This is a genomic window from Mycobacterium kyorinense (genome assembly GCF_001672775.1).
Taxonomy (GTDB): domain Bacteria; phylum Actinomycetota; class Actinomycetes; order Mycobacteriales; family Mycobacteriaceae; genus Mycobacterium; species Mycobacterium kyorinense_A.
On record NZ_LZKJ01000196.1, the window covers coordinates 19,490 to 33,222 of the forward strand.

Consider the following 13,733-nt stretch of genomic DNA (forward strand, 5'->3'; position numbering starts at 1 on the left):
TACACAGACAGGGGAGTTTGTGAGCGGTAACGGCAAACCCGACATCGCCAAGTGGGACCCGGGCCTCACCCGCCAGCTCACGAACACGATCGGTCCGATCGTCAAGCGGTGGTTTCGGGCGACAGTGCGCGGCCTGGAGTCGTTTCCCGCCGCCGGTGGTGCATTGGTGGTCTCCAACCACTCCGGCGGCATGCTCACTCCCGACGTGCTGATCTTCGCGCCCGCCTTCTACCACAAATTCGGATACGACCGCCCGGTCTACACACTGGGCCATTACGGCCTGTTCATCGGGCCGCTTGCCCAATGGCTGATCCGGGCGGGCGTCATCCACGCCGACCGCGAAAACGCCGCCCAGGCACTGCGGTCCGGTGGGGTGGTGCTGGTCTTTCCCGGTGGCGACTACGACTCGTACCGGCCAACGCTGAGCGCCAACACCATCGACTTCCAAGGCCGCACCGGATACGTGCGCACCGCCATCGAGACCGGCGTCCCCATCGTGCCGATGGTCTCCATCGGGGCTCAAGAGAGTCAACTGTTTCTGCTGCGCGGCGACCGGATAGCCAAGCTGCTGGGACTGTATCGGGCGCGGATGAAGATCCTGCCGGTCAGCTTCGGTGTCCCGTTCGGACTCAGCGTGATCTTCCCGCCCAACCTGCCACTGCCCACCAAGATCGTCACCGAGGTGCTGGAGCCCATCGACGTCGCGGCCCGGTTCGGTCCGGAGCCGGATATCGCCGAGGTCGACGCGCATGTGCGTTCGGTGATGCAGGCCGCTCTCGACCGGCTCGCGCAGCAACGCCGTTTCCCCGTACTGGGGTGAAGCAGCTAGCCGTTGGTGGTTGCCGGTGCCATCGCCGTTTCGACTCTGGCCGGTTCGCCGGGAAAGCCTGCGGCCCGCCGGATTTCACCGAACGCATGTATTATCGCGTCGGTGGCTTCGTGCACATCGTCGAAGGTCCGATCATCGGCGAGTACCGAGATATCGACTTGGTCGACGTAACTCCAGACGGTGACATTGACCGCGGCGCCCGCGGAAAGTATTCCCACCGAATAGATTTCGGTGACGGGGGCGCCTCCGATCGTGCCGCGTTCCCGTGGTCCCGGCACATTTGAGACCGCAACGTTCATCGCCCTGTTCTGTGCTGCCCGCTTCGACGACCACCGAAAAAGGGCCGGGGTCAACGGCGGCGGCAGGTACGCCATCAGCTGCCCCTGCAGCTGCGGACCGAGCAGATCGTGATCTTCCTTGGCGATGGTCGTGGACACCGAGACCAGCCGAACCTGTTCGAGTGGATCGTCGACGTGCACCGGCAACGACACCGACAGCCCGCTGATTTCGTTGCCGGATATGCGGTTCGGCGACCTGTCCGTGCTGACCGGAACCGAGGCGATGATCGGCCGGTCAGATCTGCCGTCGTAGCGCAGCAACAGTTCTCGTAGGCCGCCCGCCGCGATCGCCAGAACCATATCGTTGAACGTCACGCCGAGGTGTTTGGCGGTCTCCTTGACCTCGGCCAGTGACAAGGCAGCGGTGGCGAACGTGCGCACCGGCGAAACCACATGGTTGAGAAAGGTTGGTGACGCTTTGAAATTCTCGGCCAGATCGGGGTGCTCACCGCGATCCCGTGAGCGCCGTCGGACGCGGGAGATGCCACGTGTGGCGTCGGCAACCAGTCGCGGCAGCGCGGCAACCTGCCGCAGGTGGTCGCGTCCGGCCGCCCGCAGCAACTCGGCCCTGGTGGGCGGGGCACAGTGGTCGTAGTCGCGATGTTCGTCGCCGGTCGACTCCTTGAGATCCATCAGCAGCGCCAGCAGGTTCGCGGAGGCGACCCCGTCGGCGAGCACATGGTGCACCTTGCCGATCAGCGCGAAGCGATCGTCACGCAGGCCCTCGGCGAAGTAGAACTCCCACAGCGGTCGGCTACGGTCCAGCGGTGTGCTGGCGATCTCGCCCATCACCTGGTCGAGTTCGCGCCGCCCGCCGGGCTGCGGAACCCGCACCCGGCGTAAGTGATAGTCGAGATCGACCTCGCAATTCTCCAGCCACATCGGGTGGTGGAGCCGCCAGGGAATATCGACGAGCTTGAAGCGCAGTGGATCCAGCAGGGGTAGGCGGCGCTCAAAGGTCTGCCGAACCACCTCGAAACTGAACTGCCCGTCGAAGTCGGTGGCGTCGATGATTCCGACCTTCAGCGTGTGCGTGTGCAAGCTGGGGGTTTCGGTGTACAGCAACATGGCGTCCATGCCGTTGAGTCGCCTCATTGCCCACCTCGATCACTAGCGACTCGGTTTGACGGAACAATAGAACCATTCCGCTCGGCGCTGATCGATGGTTTCGGGAAATGTGGTGTTCGGCGGCAGAACGCTTCAGGCGTCAACCGAGCGGCCGGTGGCTGCGACGTGCGCGGCGCGGAATGCGAAAACCATTGCCGGTCCGATGGTTCCGCCTGCACCGCCGTAAGCCCGGCCGGTCACGCCTGCCATCGCGTTGCCGGCGGCGAACAGCCCCGGTATCGGCTCGCCGTTGACGTGTAGGACGCGACCGTCGCCGTCGGTGCGCGGCCCGCCCTTGGTTCCCATCGCTCCCACAGACACCGGTACCGCGTAGTAGGGAGCGTTATCGACGGGCCCGAGCGTCTTCTCAGCCAGCGTCGTCGCCCGCTCGTCACCCCAATATCCGTCGTACGCGCTAGATCCGCGGCCGTAGTCGGGATCGTGGCCGGCGGCCACGTTGCGGTTCCACTCCGCGACCGTGCGGGCCAGCCCGTCGGAATCGATACCGGTCTTGACACCCAGTTCCGCCAAGTCTTCCGACGCGCAGAACCAGTCCGGCACCGGCTCGCCGGGCGCGACGCCCAGAAACCCATAGCGTTTCAGATGCAGCGCATCGAACACGATCCACGCCGGATCATTGACGTACCCGTCGCGCGGGTCGAGGTAGTGGAAGGCTCCGGCCATCGAGTTGTAGTCGCACGCCTCGTTGACGAATCGCCGTCCGGCGCGGTTGACGATGATGCTGCGCGGTCGGGTCCGTTCCAGTCGCACACTGCGGCTGCGTTGTTCGCCGTCGATCGTGTCGCCGGGGATCTGCACGATCGGCACCCACCACGCTTCGCCCATGTTGGCCAGGTCGGCGCCGTGTGCCATCGCCATCCGCAAGCCGTCACCGGTGTTGTTGGGCGGTGAGACCGCTCCGTGCATCGGCCCGCGTAAAAATGCGTGGACCAATGCCGTGTTCCACTCGAACCCGCCGGTGCCCAGAATCACGCCGCGACGAGCGCGCACGGTCAGCCGCTGTCCGTCGCGGAGAACCCGGACGCCGATAACCCCGTTGTCGTCGGCCACCAGCTCCTCGGCCCGCGCATTGGTCTGCGGTGTCACGCCCAGATCGAGTAATCCCTTGAGTAGCCCCGCAATCAGCGCGGTGCCGGCCACGCACAGGTCCGATGCGTTCTCGTCGATCTCTGCGTGTAGCCGAGCCCGGGTTTCGGCGTCGAATCCGACGTTGGACCAGTCAGCGGGAAACGAGGTGATGCGGTCGCGCCACTGGCCGAGCCTGCTCAGATCGAAAGGCGCTGCGCTCAGCGACCGGCCTCCGGTGGGCCGCCCGCCAGGAAGCTCGGGTTTGTAATCGGGAAAACCGGTGGCGATTTCGAAGCGCAGGCCGCTGTGCGCCTCCACGAAGTGGAGCATGACCGGGCCGGTACGGACGAATGTGTCGACCAGTGCCTCGTCCATCGATCCGAGCGACTGTGCCTGCAGATAGCGCAATGCGTCGTCAACCGTCAATTCTTCGTCAGCGCAACGACGATGCGCGGGAATCCACACCACGCCGCCGGACACTGCGGTGGTCCCGCCGACGGTCGCGGCCTTCTCGTAGACCCCCACCGACGCGCCGTTGGCGGCTGCCGTCAGCGCGGCCGTGAGGCCGGCGCCGCCGCTGCCGAGCACGACGACGTCGACTTCATGGTCCCAAGAAGGCATTGGCGTGCGTCCTTTCAGCTGAGGATTTCGGCCAATTGCTTGGCGGCCTTGATGACGGCGTCCTGTCCGCCCATCACGACGTCTTCCCGATGCGAGATCAAGTTGATACACGTCGGCGGCGAGGGCGGTTCTCGCTGCACGGGCACAGCCAAACCGTAAGTGTTGGGCTCAATTTCGCCGTGGGTGACGACCCAACCCCGGGTACGCGCTTCAGCGACGAGGTCGCGTTCACCCGGGCGCGACGGCATACTCGCCAACAGCGCGATCCCGGCCGCGCCGCGGTCCAACGGATATCGACTGCCCTCGTGAAACGCCAGCTGATAGGGAACCTGGGTCGGCACGATCACCGCGATCGCCACCTGCTGATCGCCCTCGGCCACCAGCAGTGACACGGTCGTGCCGAGGTCGTCGGCCAACGCCCGCAGGATTGGCACGCTGAGCTGGCGCAGATTGCGATCGAACGAGGCACCCAAAACGGCAAGGTTCGCCGCCGGTCGGTAGCGGCCATCCTCGCCCTTGGCGATCAGCTTGAACTCAGCCAGCGTGCCGAGAAGGCGATAGGCGATGGTCCGGTGCACCCCGACGCCGTCGGCGACCTGTTGCACGCTCAGGCCCCCGGGCGCACCAGCGACCAGTTGCAGCGCACTGAGTCCTCTGGCCAGCGTCTGCGACCCGTTCACCACGGCGGCGCTTCCCTTGACAGACCACCAGCGGAGAGCGATGCTCTATACATAGTGCACATTGATGTGCGATTTTAGCACACAACGGTCGCGCCTGGCGAGAACCGGATTTCCGCAGAAAGGAACCAGGTGGGCGAGTACGAGAGCGTCTGGAGTGACCTCCAAGGTGTCCCGTTCGAGCAGGGCTACCTCGATGCCGAGGGGGTTCGCACCCGCTACCTACGTGCCGGTGACGCGGGCAAACCGGTGCTTGTGCTGTTGCACGGATCAGGCGGCCACGCCGAGGCATACGTCCGGAATCTGGAAGCACATGCCGAGCATTTCTGGACGTGGTCCATCGACATGCTCGGGCACGGCTACACCGATAAGCCCGGCCATCCGCTCGAGATCAGCCACTACGTCGAACACTTGCTGGCGGTTTTGCGCGTTATCGGGGCCGAGCGGGCCAGCCTGTCGGGCGAGTCGCTCGGCGGCTGGGTGGTCGCGCGCGCCGCTGCCGATCATCCCCACAAAGTCGACCGGCTGGTACTCAACACCGCCGGCGGCTCGCAGGCCGATCCCGAAGTGATGCAACGCATTATCACGCTGTCGATGGCGGCCGCAGAGAACCCAACCTGGGAGACCGTACAGGCCCGGATCAAGTGGTTGATGGCGGACAAGTCGAGGGACTACGACGACTTGGTCGCGAGTCGACAGCGGGTTTATCGGCAGCCAGGCTTCGTCGCCGCGATGCGCGACATCATGGCGCTGCAAGACCCCGAGATCCGGGCGCGCAACCTGTTGGGGCCGGCGGAGTACGGCCGGATCACCGCGCCCACCCTGGTGTTGTGGACCAGCGATGACCCCACAGCCGATGTCAGCGAGGGCCGCCGGATCGCGTCGATGATCCCCGGTGCGCGCTTCGAGGTGATGGCCAGTTGTGGACACTGGCCGCAGTACGAAGATGCCAAGACGTTCAACCGGTTGCATCTCGACTTCCTCTTGGGACGCTGACGTGGCAACAGGTTTCGACGTCGTCGTGGTCGGGGCGGGTCCAGTCGGCCTGACGCTCGCCAATATCCTTGGCCTGCACGGTGTTCGCACCATGGTGGTAGACGAGCGCGAAACGTTGATCGACTATCCGCGCGGGGTTGGCCTGGATGACGAGGCACTGCGGACCTTCCAGACCATCGGCCTGGCCGAAGAGATCCTGCCGCACACGGTGCCGAACCAAATTCTGCGATTCGTCGACGCCAAGCGCCGGGTGCTGGCCGAGATGGCCCCGGCCGATGCGCGGTTCGGCTGGCCCAAGCGCAACGGCTTCGTGCAGCCGTTGGTCGATGCCGAATTGCTAGGCGGTTTAGATAGATTCGAGCATGTCGAGGTGTGCTGGAATCGCCCGATGACCTCATACGCGCAAGCGCCGGACGACGTGACGGTCGAGCTCGGCGGCGACGGCGGGCCGTCGAGTGTGCAGGCCCGCTACGTCGTCGGCTGCGACGGCGGGCGCAGCACCACCCGGCGACTGATGGACGTGTCCTTCGACGGCACGACATCCTCGACCCGGTGGCTGGTCGTCGATTTGGCGAACGACCCGCTCGGTCATCCCAACAGCGAGGTCGGCGCCGATCCCGAGCGGCCGTACGCGTCGATTTCGATCGCGCACGGAATCCGCCGGTTCGAGTTCATGATTCACGCCGACGAATCCGACGAGCAGGTGCAGGATCCGGCCTTCCTGGCACGGATGCTGGCGCCGTTCGTGCCGTATCCCGACCGGGTCGAAGTGATCCGGCAGCGGGTATACACCCACCATTCGCGCATCGCGGGTGCGTTCCGTCGCGGTCGGGTGCTTCTTGCCGGCGATGCCGCACACTTGATGCCGGTGTGGCAAGGCCAGGGCTACAACAGCGGGATCCGGGACGCGGCGAACCTGGGCTGGAAGCTTGCCGCGGTGGTGAACGGCCAAGCTGACGACGCATTGCTCGACACCTACGACGTCGAACGGCGTAAGCATGCCCGGGCCATGATCGATCTGTCCACGATGGTGGGCCGGGTCATCTCTCCGACCAACCGCCGGGTGGCCGCCGTTCGCGACCTCATGGTGCGATCCGCCTCAATTGTGCCCTCGCTCAAGCGGTATGTACTCGAGATGCGGTTTAAGCCGATGCCCCGTTACGAGCACGGCGCGGTGGTGCATTCCGAACCTCGCCGCCAAGACTCGCCGGTCGGCACCCTGTTCATCCAACCGCGGGTCGATACCCGTCAACGCAGCAACGTGATGCTCGACGACGTCCTGGGCGCCAACTTCGCGGTGCTGGCATGGAACAACAATCCGCGAGAAATCCTGGGCGCACAGGCGTTTGCGAACTGGCAGGCGCTCGGCGCGCGTTTCGTGGCGGCGCGTCCACTGCCTCAGCTGCGGTGGACCGGTCACGACGATCCCGACGTGGTGGTCATCGGTGATCGCGACGGTGATCTGAAAGCCTGGTTCGACGTCCACCAGGAATCCGTACTGTTCCTGCGTCCCGACCGTTGCATCGCTGCCGCCGGAATCGCGCAGCTGGCACCGGAACTGAGCGCGGCACTTTTCAACGTCCTCACCTTGACTCCGGGAGGGGGTGATTCGCAAAGTGCCCATAGCCCTGTGCTGTATGTCCCACAGCCCGCTACTGAATCTGCCGGGGCCGCCCAAGGACCTCATTGATGACATCGACAGCGCGGTGGCGCAAGCCCGGGATTACGTTCGCGGGTTCGACCCCGAGCTGGTCGTCGTCTTCGCCCCCGACCACTACAACGGGTTCTTCTACAAGTTGATGCCGCCGTTCTGCATCGCCACGGCCGCGACGGGTGTCGGCGACTATGGCACTCACGCCGGGCCGCTCAACGTTCCGGAAGCCATCGCGATGGCCTGCGCCGAAGCCGTCCTCGATGCGGGCGTCGATCTCGCGATCTCGGCGAGCATGGCGGTGGACCACGGCACCGTCCAACCCCTGGAGAAACTCTTCGGCGACCCCACCGTTCGGCAGGTCGTGCCGATCTTCATCAACTCGGTCGCCACACCGCTTGGCCCGCTTCAGCGTTGCAGAGCGCTGGGAACCGCGGTCGGCCACCATTTGGCCACGCTGGACAAGCGGGTCCTCGTGATGGGATCCGGTGGCTTGTCCCATGATCCGCCGATAGCGACCCTGGCGACCGCGACCCCGCAGGTCGCCGACCGGATCGTGCACGGCAAACCGATGACCTCCGAGCAGCGTCAGGACCGTCAGACGGCGGTGATCGAGGCGGCGCAGGCGTTGACCGAAGGACGCAGCGACCGCCGACCGATCAACCCGGCCTGGGATCATCGCTTCCTCGAGATCGTGGACTCCGGTCAGCTTGCCGACCTCGATCTGTGGTCCAACTCGTTCATCACCCACGAGGGCGGCAATTCTGCGCACGAGATCCGCACCTGGGTAGCGGCTTTCGCTGCGCTGGCCGCGGCCGGCCCCTACCAGACCGAAGTGCGCTATTACAAGGCAGCCGCCGAGCTCATCGCCGGGTTCGCCATCCGCACGGCGGCACCGACATGACGCCCACCACCGACACGAGTGTGAAGTTAGGTTCACTGTCGGCGCCCGACAGTGAAATTAGCTTCACTTTCGGCGGGCACGATGACGTCGGGGTGGCGGCAATATGAACCACACGGTCGACGTGTTGGTCGTCGGTTCCGGCGGCGGCGGCATGACCGCCGCCCTGACGGCCCACGCTTCGGGCCTGAATACCCTCGTCGTCGAAAAGTCGCGGTACTTCGGGGGTTCCACGGCGCTGTCGGGCGGCGGAATCTGGGTGCCGGGCGCACCGGCGCAACGCCGGGAAGGTTACGAGCCGCCTCGCGACGGTGTTGTCGAGTATCTGCAGCGCATCACCGACGGGCTGGTCAGCGATGCGCGGATCCGACAGTACGTCGACTCCGCGCCGCAGATGATGGCGTTTCTCGAGCAACTCAGCCCCCGGTTTGAGTTCGTGTGGAAACCCGGCTATGCCGACTACTACCCGGAACTGCCCGGCGGCTCCGAACTGGGCAGCACGATCAACGTGCCGCCGATCGACCTGCGCGAGCTGGCCGACGACGAGCAAAACCTGCTGCAACCCTTGGCGCTGGCTCCGAAGGGAATTTGGCTTGGGCCCAAGGAGCTTCGATCGTTTTATCAGGTCCGCCAATCCTGGGCGGGCAAGACCGTCCTGGCCAGGCTGGTGTGGCGGATGATCCGGGCGCGAATGTTCGGCGACCGAATCGCAGCCATCGGGCAATCGCTGGCGGCACGACTGCGGCTGGCCATGAAAGACCGCGACATTCCGCTGTGGCTGGACTCGCCGATGACACAGCTGCTCACCGACCACGACGGTTCGGTCATCGGCGCCGTTGTCGTGAAAGACGGTCGACCGCAGCAGATCCACGCCCGTCGCGGAGTCATCCTGGCCACCGGTGGATTCGACCACGATCTGGCCTGGCGCAAAGAACACCAACCGGTCGTGGACCACGATTGGAGCTTCGGCAACCCCGCTGCCACCGGCGACGGTATCCGTGCCGGTCAACAGGTGGGCGGCGCCACCGACCTGCTCGACGAAGCCTGGTGGTTCCCTGCCATCCAATGGCCTGATGGCCGACTGCAATTCATGCTCAACGAGCGCATGATGCCGGCGCAGTTCATCGTCAACGGTGCGGGCAGACGCTTCATCAACGAAGCGGCGCCCTACATGGATTTCGGTCACGCCATGCTCGAGGGACAGAAAACCGGAGTCACCCATATCCCGTGCTGGCTGATCACCGACCATCGGTCCTGGAACCGATACGTTGTCGCCGGGCATCTGCCTCTACCCAAGATTCCAGGCGCCCCGGTGCCCACCGGACGCAAGCTGCCCAAAGCCTGGCTGTCTTCGGGGGTGGTCAAAGCCGCGGACAGCTGGGATGAGCTCGCCGCCAAGATCGGGGTTCCGGCGGATCAACTACGGAACACCGCAACACGTTTCAACCAGCTGGCCCGCAACGGCCATGACGACGACTTCAACAGAGGCGACAGCGTTTACGACAACTACTACGGAGATCCCACCTTGCCCAACCCCAACATGTATCCACTTGGCAAACCGCCCTACTACGCCTTCCAGGTCATTCTCGGCGACCTCGGCACATCCGGCGGTCTGCGCACCGACGAGTGCGCTCGGGTGCTCCGCGCCGACGACACCGTGGTGGATGGCCTTTACGCGGTGGGCAACACCGCATCGCCCGTCATGGGACGCAGCTATGCCGGCGCTGGCGCCACAATCGGCCCGGCCATGACATTCGGCTACGTCGCCGCCAAACACCTTGTCAGCCAAAGCTCATCACTTATCGGAGGTAACCAGTGAAGATCTCGCTGTTCTACGAATTCGCTCTGCCCCGACCGTGGCAGCCCGACGACGAGCGGATCCTGCTGCAGGACTGCCTCGACGAGGTGGAGGCGGCCGACAAGGCCGGCTTCTCCACGGTCTGGCTGACCGAGCACCACTTTCTGGAGGAGTACTGCCACTCCACCGCACCCGAGATGTTCTTGGCTGCGGCCAGCCAGCGCACCAAGAACATTCGCCTCGGATTCGGCATCATGCACCTGCCGCCCGTCGTCAACCATCCGGCCCGGGTGGCCGAACGCATCGCCACCCTCGATCTGATTTCCAACGGACGGGTCGAGTTCGGCACCGGCGAGTCGTCTTCGGTCGGCGAACTCGGCGGCTTCGGCATCGATCCCGCCGACAAACGCGCGCAGTGGGAAGAGGCACTCGAGGTGGCGATCCGCTGCATGATCGAGGAGCCATTCACCGGGTTCAAGGGCCAACACATCGAGATGCCGGCCCGCAACGTCATCCCGAAGCCGGCGCAAAAGCCGCACCCGCCGGTGTGGGTCGCGTGCACCCGGCCCGCATCCGTCCAGATGGCGGCCCAAAAATGCATCGGCGCACTCAGTTTCGCCTACACCGGACCGGGCCCGCTGACCGAGAGGGTCAACGGCTACTACAAGGAACTCGAGGAAAGCGGGGTCCCGGTCACCCCGCAGATCAACCCGAACATCCTGGCAATCGGTGGCGACCTGTCGATGATGGTGGCCAAGACCGACGAGCAGGCCCTCGAACGACTCGGGATGGGCGGCGGCTTCTTCTCATTCGGGATCATGCACTACTACATGACGGGGGTACACACGCCGGGACGTACCGGCGTTTGGGAGCGGTATCTCGAAGAATGCGAGAAGGACCCGACGCTGGCCTACGGGCCCGGCCGCGGCGCGATCGGCTCACCGGCCACCGTGCGGGAATTTCTGCGGGGCTACGAGGACAGCGGTGTCGACGAGATCATCCTGCTGCTCAACCCGCGCAGCCACGAGGGCACCATGGAATCCATCGAGATCATGGGCAAAGAAGTGCTCCCGGAATTCATCGAGCGTGATGCCAAAGCGGTGGTCGACAAGGCGAAGCGGTTGGCGCCGGTCGTCGAGAAGATCGAAGCGCGCCGCACGGCTTCCACCGCACCCGAGTTCGACGAAAGCTACTCATTCGGAGGGCTGCCCACCGGGCGGGGAGGGAAATTCACCGCCAGCGAGATCCCCGAAGCGATGGCCGAGATCAACGAGGGCCGCGTCCAGGCTGCGCAGCGCGCCAAAGAGCAAGGTTCGTGATCGAGCAACTGTGGCGTTATGACGGCCGCCGTGCCGTCGTGACCGGATGCGCGTCGGGGATCGGTGCGCAGGTGGTGGCTCAACTCCTCGAACTCGGGGCACAGGTCGTCGGACTGGACCGCGCGCGGCCGGCAGTCGAGCTCGACGAGTTTCACCAAGTCGACCTCACTGATGACCGGTCGATCGACCGGGCCGTGGCATCCGTTGGCGGGCAAGTGGATGCGCTGTTCAACGTCGCCGGTGTGTCCTCCGGTATCGGCGATCCGCTGCTCGTCGTCACGGCCAACTTTTTAGGTTTGCGGCATCTCACCGAGGCGCTGATCCCCAAGATGCCCGCTGGGTCGTCGGTGGTCAGTGTGTCCTCGCTGGCGGCCGCCGGCTACCGCGATCGTCACCAGACCACAGCCGGCCTGCTGCACACCGCGACGATGGCCGAGGGGATCGAGTGGTGCAACCGTCATCCCGACGCGCTGGCGGGTGGGGGCTACCGGTTATCGAAAGAAGCGATCATTCTCTACACCATGAGATGCGCTGCCGCCCTCGGTGCCCGAGGTATCCGGATCAACTGCACCGGGCCGGGGGTGACCGAAACACCGATTCTCGACCAATTGCGCACCGCGTACGGTCAACGTTATCTCGACGAAATCCCCAAGCCGCTGGGCCGGGCCGCCGAGCCCGCCGAACAAGCAGCGGTGCTGGTGTTTTTGAACAGCCGCGCAGCCAGTTACATTTCCGGACAAGTCCTCTGGGTCGACGGCGGAACCGTGGGCTCCGCGATCGCCGGCGAACTCGAGGGAGGAGTCGCATCGTGGCTGGCCTGACCGACTTTCGTCGCGTCGCGCGCGAAGTCAGCAACTGGGGCCGCTGGGGAGACGCCGACGAGCTGGGCACCCTGAACTTCATCACCGCCGAAAAGATCACCGAGGCGGCGAGCTTGGTCAAGCACGGCAAGGTTTTCCCGCTGGGCGTGGACTTCGGGTCATCAGGCCCGCAGGGCGCCTTCCAATTCCGGCACAATCCGATTCACGTCATGACCGTCGACGGCGGCGACACCAGCACGCTGGCCCAGCATGGACCGCAGTGGGATCGCAACCCGGGCGCGCAGGAGCTCAGTAAATACTTTCAGGACAATCCGTTCCGCTTCAACGACGACATGATCATCATGCCGTTGCAGGCCGCCACTCAGTGGGATGCGTTGTCGCACGTCTACTACGACGACCAGCTCTACAACGGCTTTCCGGCAGGTTCGGTCACCAGCTTTGGCGCATTCCATTGCGGCATCGACAAGGTCGACGGCAAAGGCATCACATCCCGCGGTGTGCTGCTGGATTTGGTCCGCCACCGCGGTGCGGACACGTTCCTCGAACTCGGCAACCCCATCACGCCCGGCGAGCTCGACGACGTGGCCCGCTCACAGCAGGTGACGATCGGACGCGGGGACATCGTGCTGATCCGGACCGGCTGGTGGGCACGGTTTCTCGAGACCGGCGACGGCAGTGAACTCGGTGCGGGCCTGGACTGGCGCTGTGCTTCCTGGCTACACGACCACGACATCGCGGCCGTGGCCGCCGACAACCTGATGGTCGAAGACCCGGTATCGGGGGTCAAGGGAACGTTTTTGCCGATGCACATGCTGTGCCTGCGTGACATGGGTTTGATGCTCGGCGAGTACTGGGACCTGACCGCGCTGGCAGCAGACTGCGCAGCCGACGGGATCTACGAGTTTCAACTGGTCGCCCCGCCGCTGAGAGTCGTTGGCGCGGTGGGGTCCCCGGTGAATCCCATCGCAATCAAGTAGGGGCGAAGATGACCACACTAACTGGGGCCGGGCCATTGGTCGTCGGCTTGGGCGGAACGTTGCGATCGAACTCGTCGACCGAACGGGCGCTACGGAACTGTCTGACAGCCGTTGAGCGCCAGGGTGGCCGCACCAAGCTGTACTGCGGCGAGGACATCGATCTGCCGATGTACAACCCGCACGAACCGGCCCGAACAGCCAGAGCCATCGAGCTGATCGGCGCGCTGCGCGAGGCGGACGCCGTCATCGTCGGCTCACCCGGCTACCACGGCGGCATCTCGGGATTGGTGAAGAACGCGCTCGACTACATCGAGGACATGCGCGACGATTCCCGGGTCTACCTGGACAACAAGCCGTGGGGGTGCATCAGCTGCGCCTACGGATGGCAGGCGGCGGTGGGCACGCTTGACCAACTCCGGGCGATCGGTCACGCGCTGCGCGCCTGGCCCACCCCGCTGGGCGTGGCGATCAACTCCGCAGACCAGGTCTGGGATGCGGCCGGAGCGCTGACCGATGCCGGCGTGCAAGCTCAGCTCGACCTGTTGGCAACCCAGGTGCTGACGTTCACGCGTTCGGTTCTCACACCGGGCTTCAGGTGAGGTGCGGGGT

The 13,733-nt window shown here is 65.1% G+C and carries 12 protein-coding genes; 9 read left to right on the forward strand and 3 right to left on the reverse strand.

All coding sequences use genetic code 11. The annotated features are described in order from the left end of the window. Nucleotides 1-19: 19 nt before the first annotated feature. The gene (locus A5707_RS20430; protein WP_082969595.1) at nucleotides 20-820 is read left to right on the forward strand and encodes a lysophospholipid acyltransferase family protein; all 801 of its coding nucleotides are present in this window, start codon (nucleotides 20-22) and stop codon (nucleotides 818-820) included. A 5-nt stretch (nucleotides 821-825) separates the two neighbouring features. Here A5707_RS20430 and A5707_RS20435 read toward each other — a convergent pair whose 3' ends face one another. The 3 genes from A5707_RS20435 to A5707_RS20445 all read right to left on the reverse strand — a co-directional run bounded on the left by A5707_RS20435 (nucleotide 826) and on the right by A5707_RS20445 (nucleotide 4,664). Continuing rightward, entirely contained in the window at nucleotides 826-2,262 is a 1,437-nt protein-coding gene (locus A5707_RS20435) for a WS/DGAT/MGAT family O-acyltransferase (RefSeq protein WP_065016248.1), read from the reverse strand. Between the two features lie 105 nt (nucleotides 2,263-2,367). After that, nucleotides 2,368-3,984: an FAD-dependent oxidoreductase gene (locus A5707_RS20440; RefSeq protein ID WP_065016249.1), complete on the reverse strand. Its 1,617-nt coding sequence runs from the start codon at nucleotides 3,982-3,984 to the stop codon at nucleotides 2,368-2,370. Nucleotides 3,985-3,998: 14 nt separating this feature from the next. Further along, nucleotides 3,999-4,664: an IclR family transcriptional regulator gene (locus A5707_RS20445; RefSeq protein ID WP_419866458.1), complete on the reverse strand. Its 666-nt coding sequence runs from the start codon at nucleotides 4,662-4,664 to the stop codon at nucleotides 3,999-4,001. Between the two features lie 129 nt (nucleotides 4,665-4,793). On the opposite strand from A5707_RS20445, the gene A5707_RS20450 reads away from it, so the two are divergent. From A5707_RS20450 to A5707_RS20485, 8 genes are all read left to right on the forward strand, one after another. Next, nucleotides 4,794-5,657 carry an alpha/beta fold hydrolase gene (locus A5707_RS20450; protein ID WP_065016251.1) on the forward strand — a complete coding sequence of 288 codons (864 nt, stop codon included), beginning with the start codon at nucleotides 4,794-4,796 and terminating at the stop codon, nucleotides 5,655-5,657. Beyond that, nucleotides 5,608-7,347, forward strand: coding sequence for a bifunctional 3-(3-hydroxy-phenyl)propionate/3-hydroxycinnamic acid hydroxylase (locus A5707_RS20455; RefSeq protein WP_082969596.1), 1,740 nt, complete (start codon nucleotides 5,608-5,610; stop codon nucleotides 7,345-7,347). The genes A5707_RS20450 and A5707_RS20455 overlap by 50 nt, the downstream gene beginning before the upstream one ends. Next, the gene (locus A5707_RS20460; protein ID WP_065016253.1) at nucleotides 7,295-8,212 is read left to right on the forward strand and encodes a 3-carboxyethylcatechol 2,3-dioxygenase; all 918 of its coding nucleotides are present in this window, start codon (nucleotides 7,295-7,297) and stop codon (nucleotides 8,210-8,212) included. Before A5707_RS20455 ends, A5707_RS20460 begins: the two co-directional genes overlap by 53 nt. Nucleotides 8,213-8,315: 103 nt before the next feature. Continuing rightward, complete coding sequence (locus A5707_RS20465) at nucleotides 8,316-10,028, forward strand: FAD-binding protein (RefSeq protein WP_065016254.1); 1,713 nt, start codon at nucleotides 8,316-8,318, stop codon at nucleotides 10,026-10,028. Continuing rightward, nucleotides 10,025-11,326 (forward strand): LLM class flavin-dependent oxidoreductase, encoded by a 1,302-nt coding sequence (locus tag A5707_RS20470; protein WP_065016255.1) that lies wholly within the window; start codon nucleotides 10,025-10,027, stop codon nucleotides 11,324-11,326. The genes A5707_RS20465 and A5707_RS20470 overlap by 4 nt, the downstream gene beginning before the upstream one ends. Next, entirely contained in the window at nucleotides 11,323-12,147 is an 825-nt protein-coding gene (locus A5707_RS20475; protein ID WP_065016256.1) for a coniferyl-alcohol dehydrogenase, read from the forward strand. The genes A5707_RS20470 and A5707_RS20475 overlap by 4 nt, the downstream gene beginning before the upstream one ends. After that, a complete protein-coding gene (locus tag A5707_RS20480) occupies nucleotides 12,135-13,124 on the forward strand; it encodes a cyclase family protein (protein ID WP_065016257.1) in 990 nt (329 codons plus the stop codon). Before A5707_RS20475 ends, A5707_RS20480 begins: the two co-directional genes overlap by 13 nt. 8 nt (nucleotides 13,125-13,132) lie before the next feature. Beyond that, nucleotides 13,133-13,723: an NADPH-dependent FMN reductase gene (locus tag A5707_RS20485; protein WP_065016258.1), complete on the forward strand. Its 591-nt coding sequence runs from the start codon at nucleotides 13,133-13,135 to the stop codon at nucleotides 13,721-13,723. The last annotated feature ends 10 nt before the right edge of the window (nucleotides 13,724-13,733 follow it).

Coding starts and splice junctions, on each gene's coding strand:
- A5707_RS20485 (WP_065016258.1), top strand. CDS start 13,133: ATGACCACACTAACTGGGGCCGGGCCATTGGTCGTCGGCTTGGGCGGA.
- A5707_RS20460 (WP_065016253.1), top strand. CDS start 7,295: ATGTCCCACAGCCCGCTACTGAATCTGCCGGGGCCGCCCAAGGACCTC.
- A5707_RS20465 (WP_065016254.1), top strand. CDS start 8,316: ATGAACCACACGGTCGACGTGTTGGTCGTCGGTTCCGGCGGCGGCGGC.
- A5707_RS20435 (WP_065016248.1), bottom strand. CDS start 2,262: ATGAGGCGACTCAACGGCATGGACGCCATGTTGCTGTACACCGAAACC.
- A5707_RS20455 (WP_082969596.1), top strand. CDS start 5,608: ATGCCAAGACGTTCAACCGGTTGCATCTCGACTTCCTCTTGGGACGCT.
- A5707_RS20440 (WP_065016249.1), bottom strand. CDS start 3,984: ATGCCTTCTTGGGACCATGAAGTCGACGTCGTCGTGCTCGGCAGCGGC.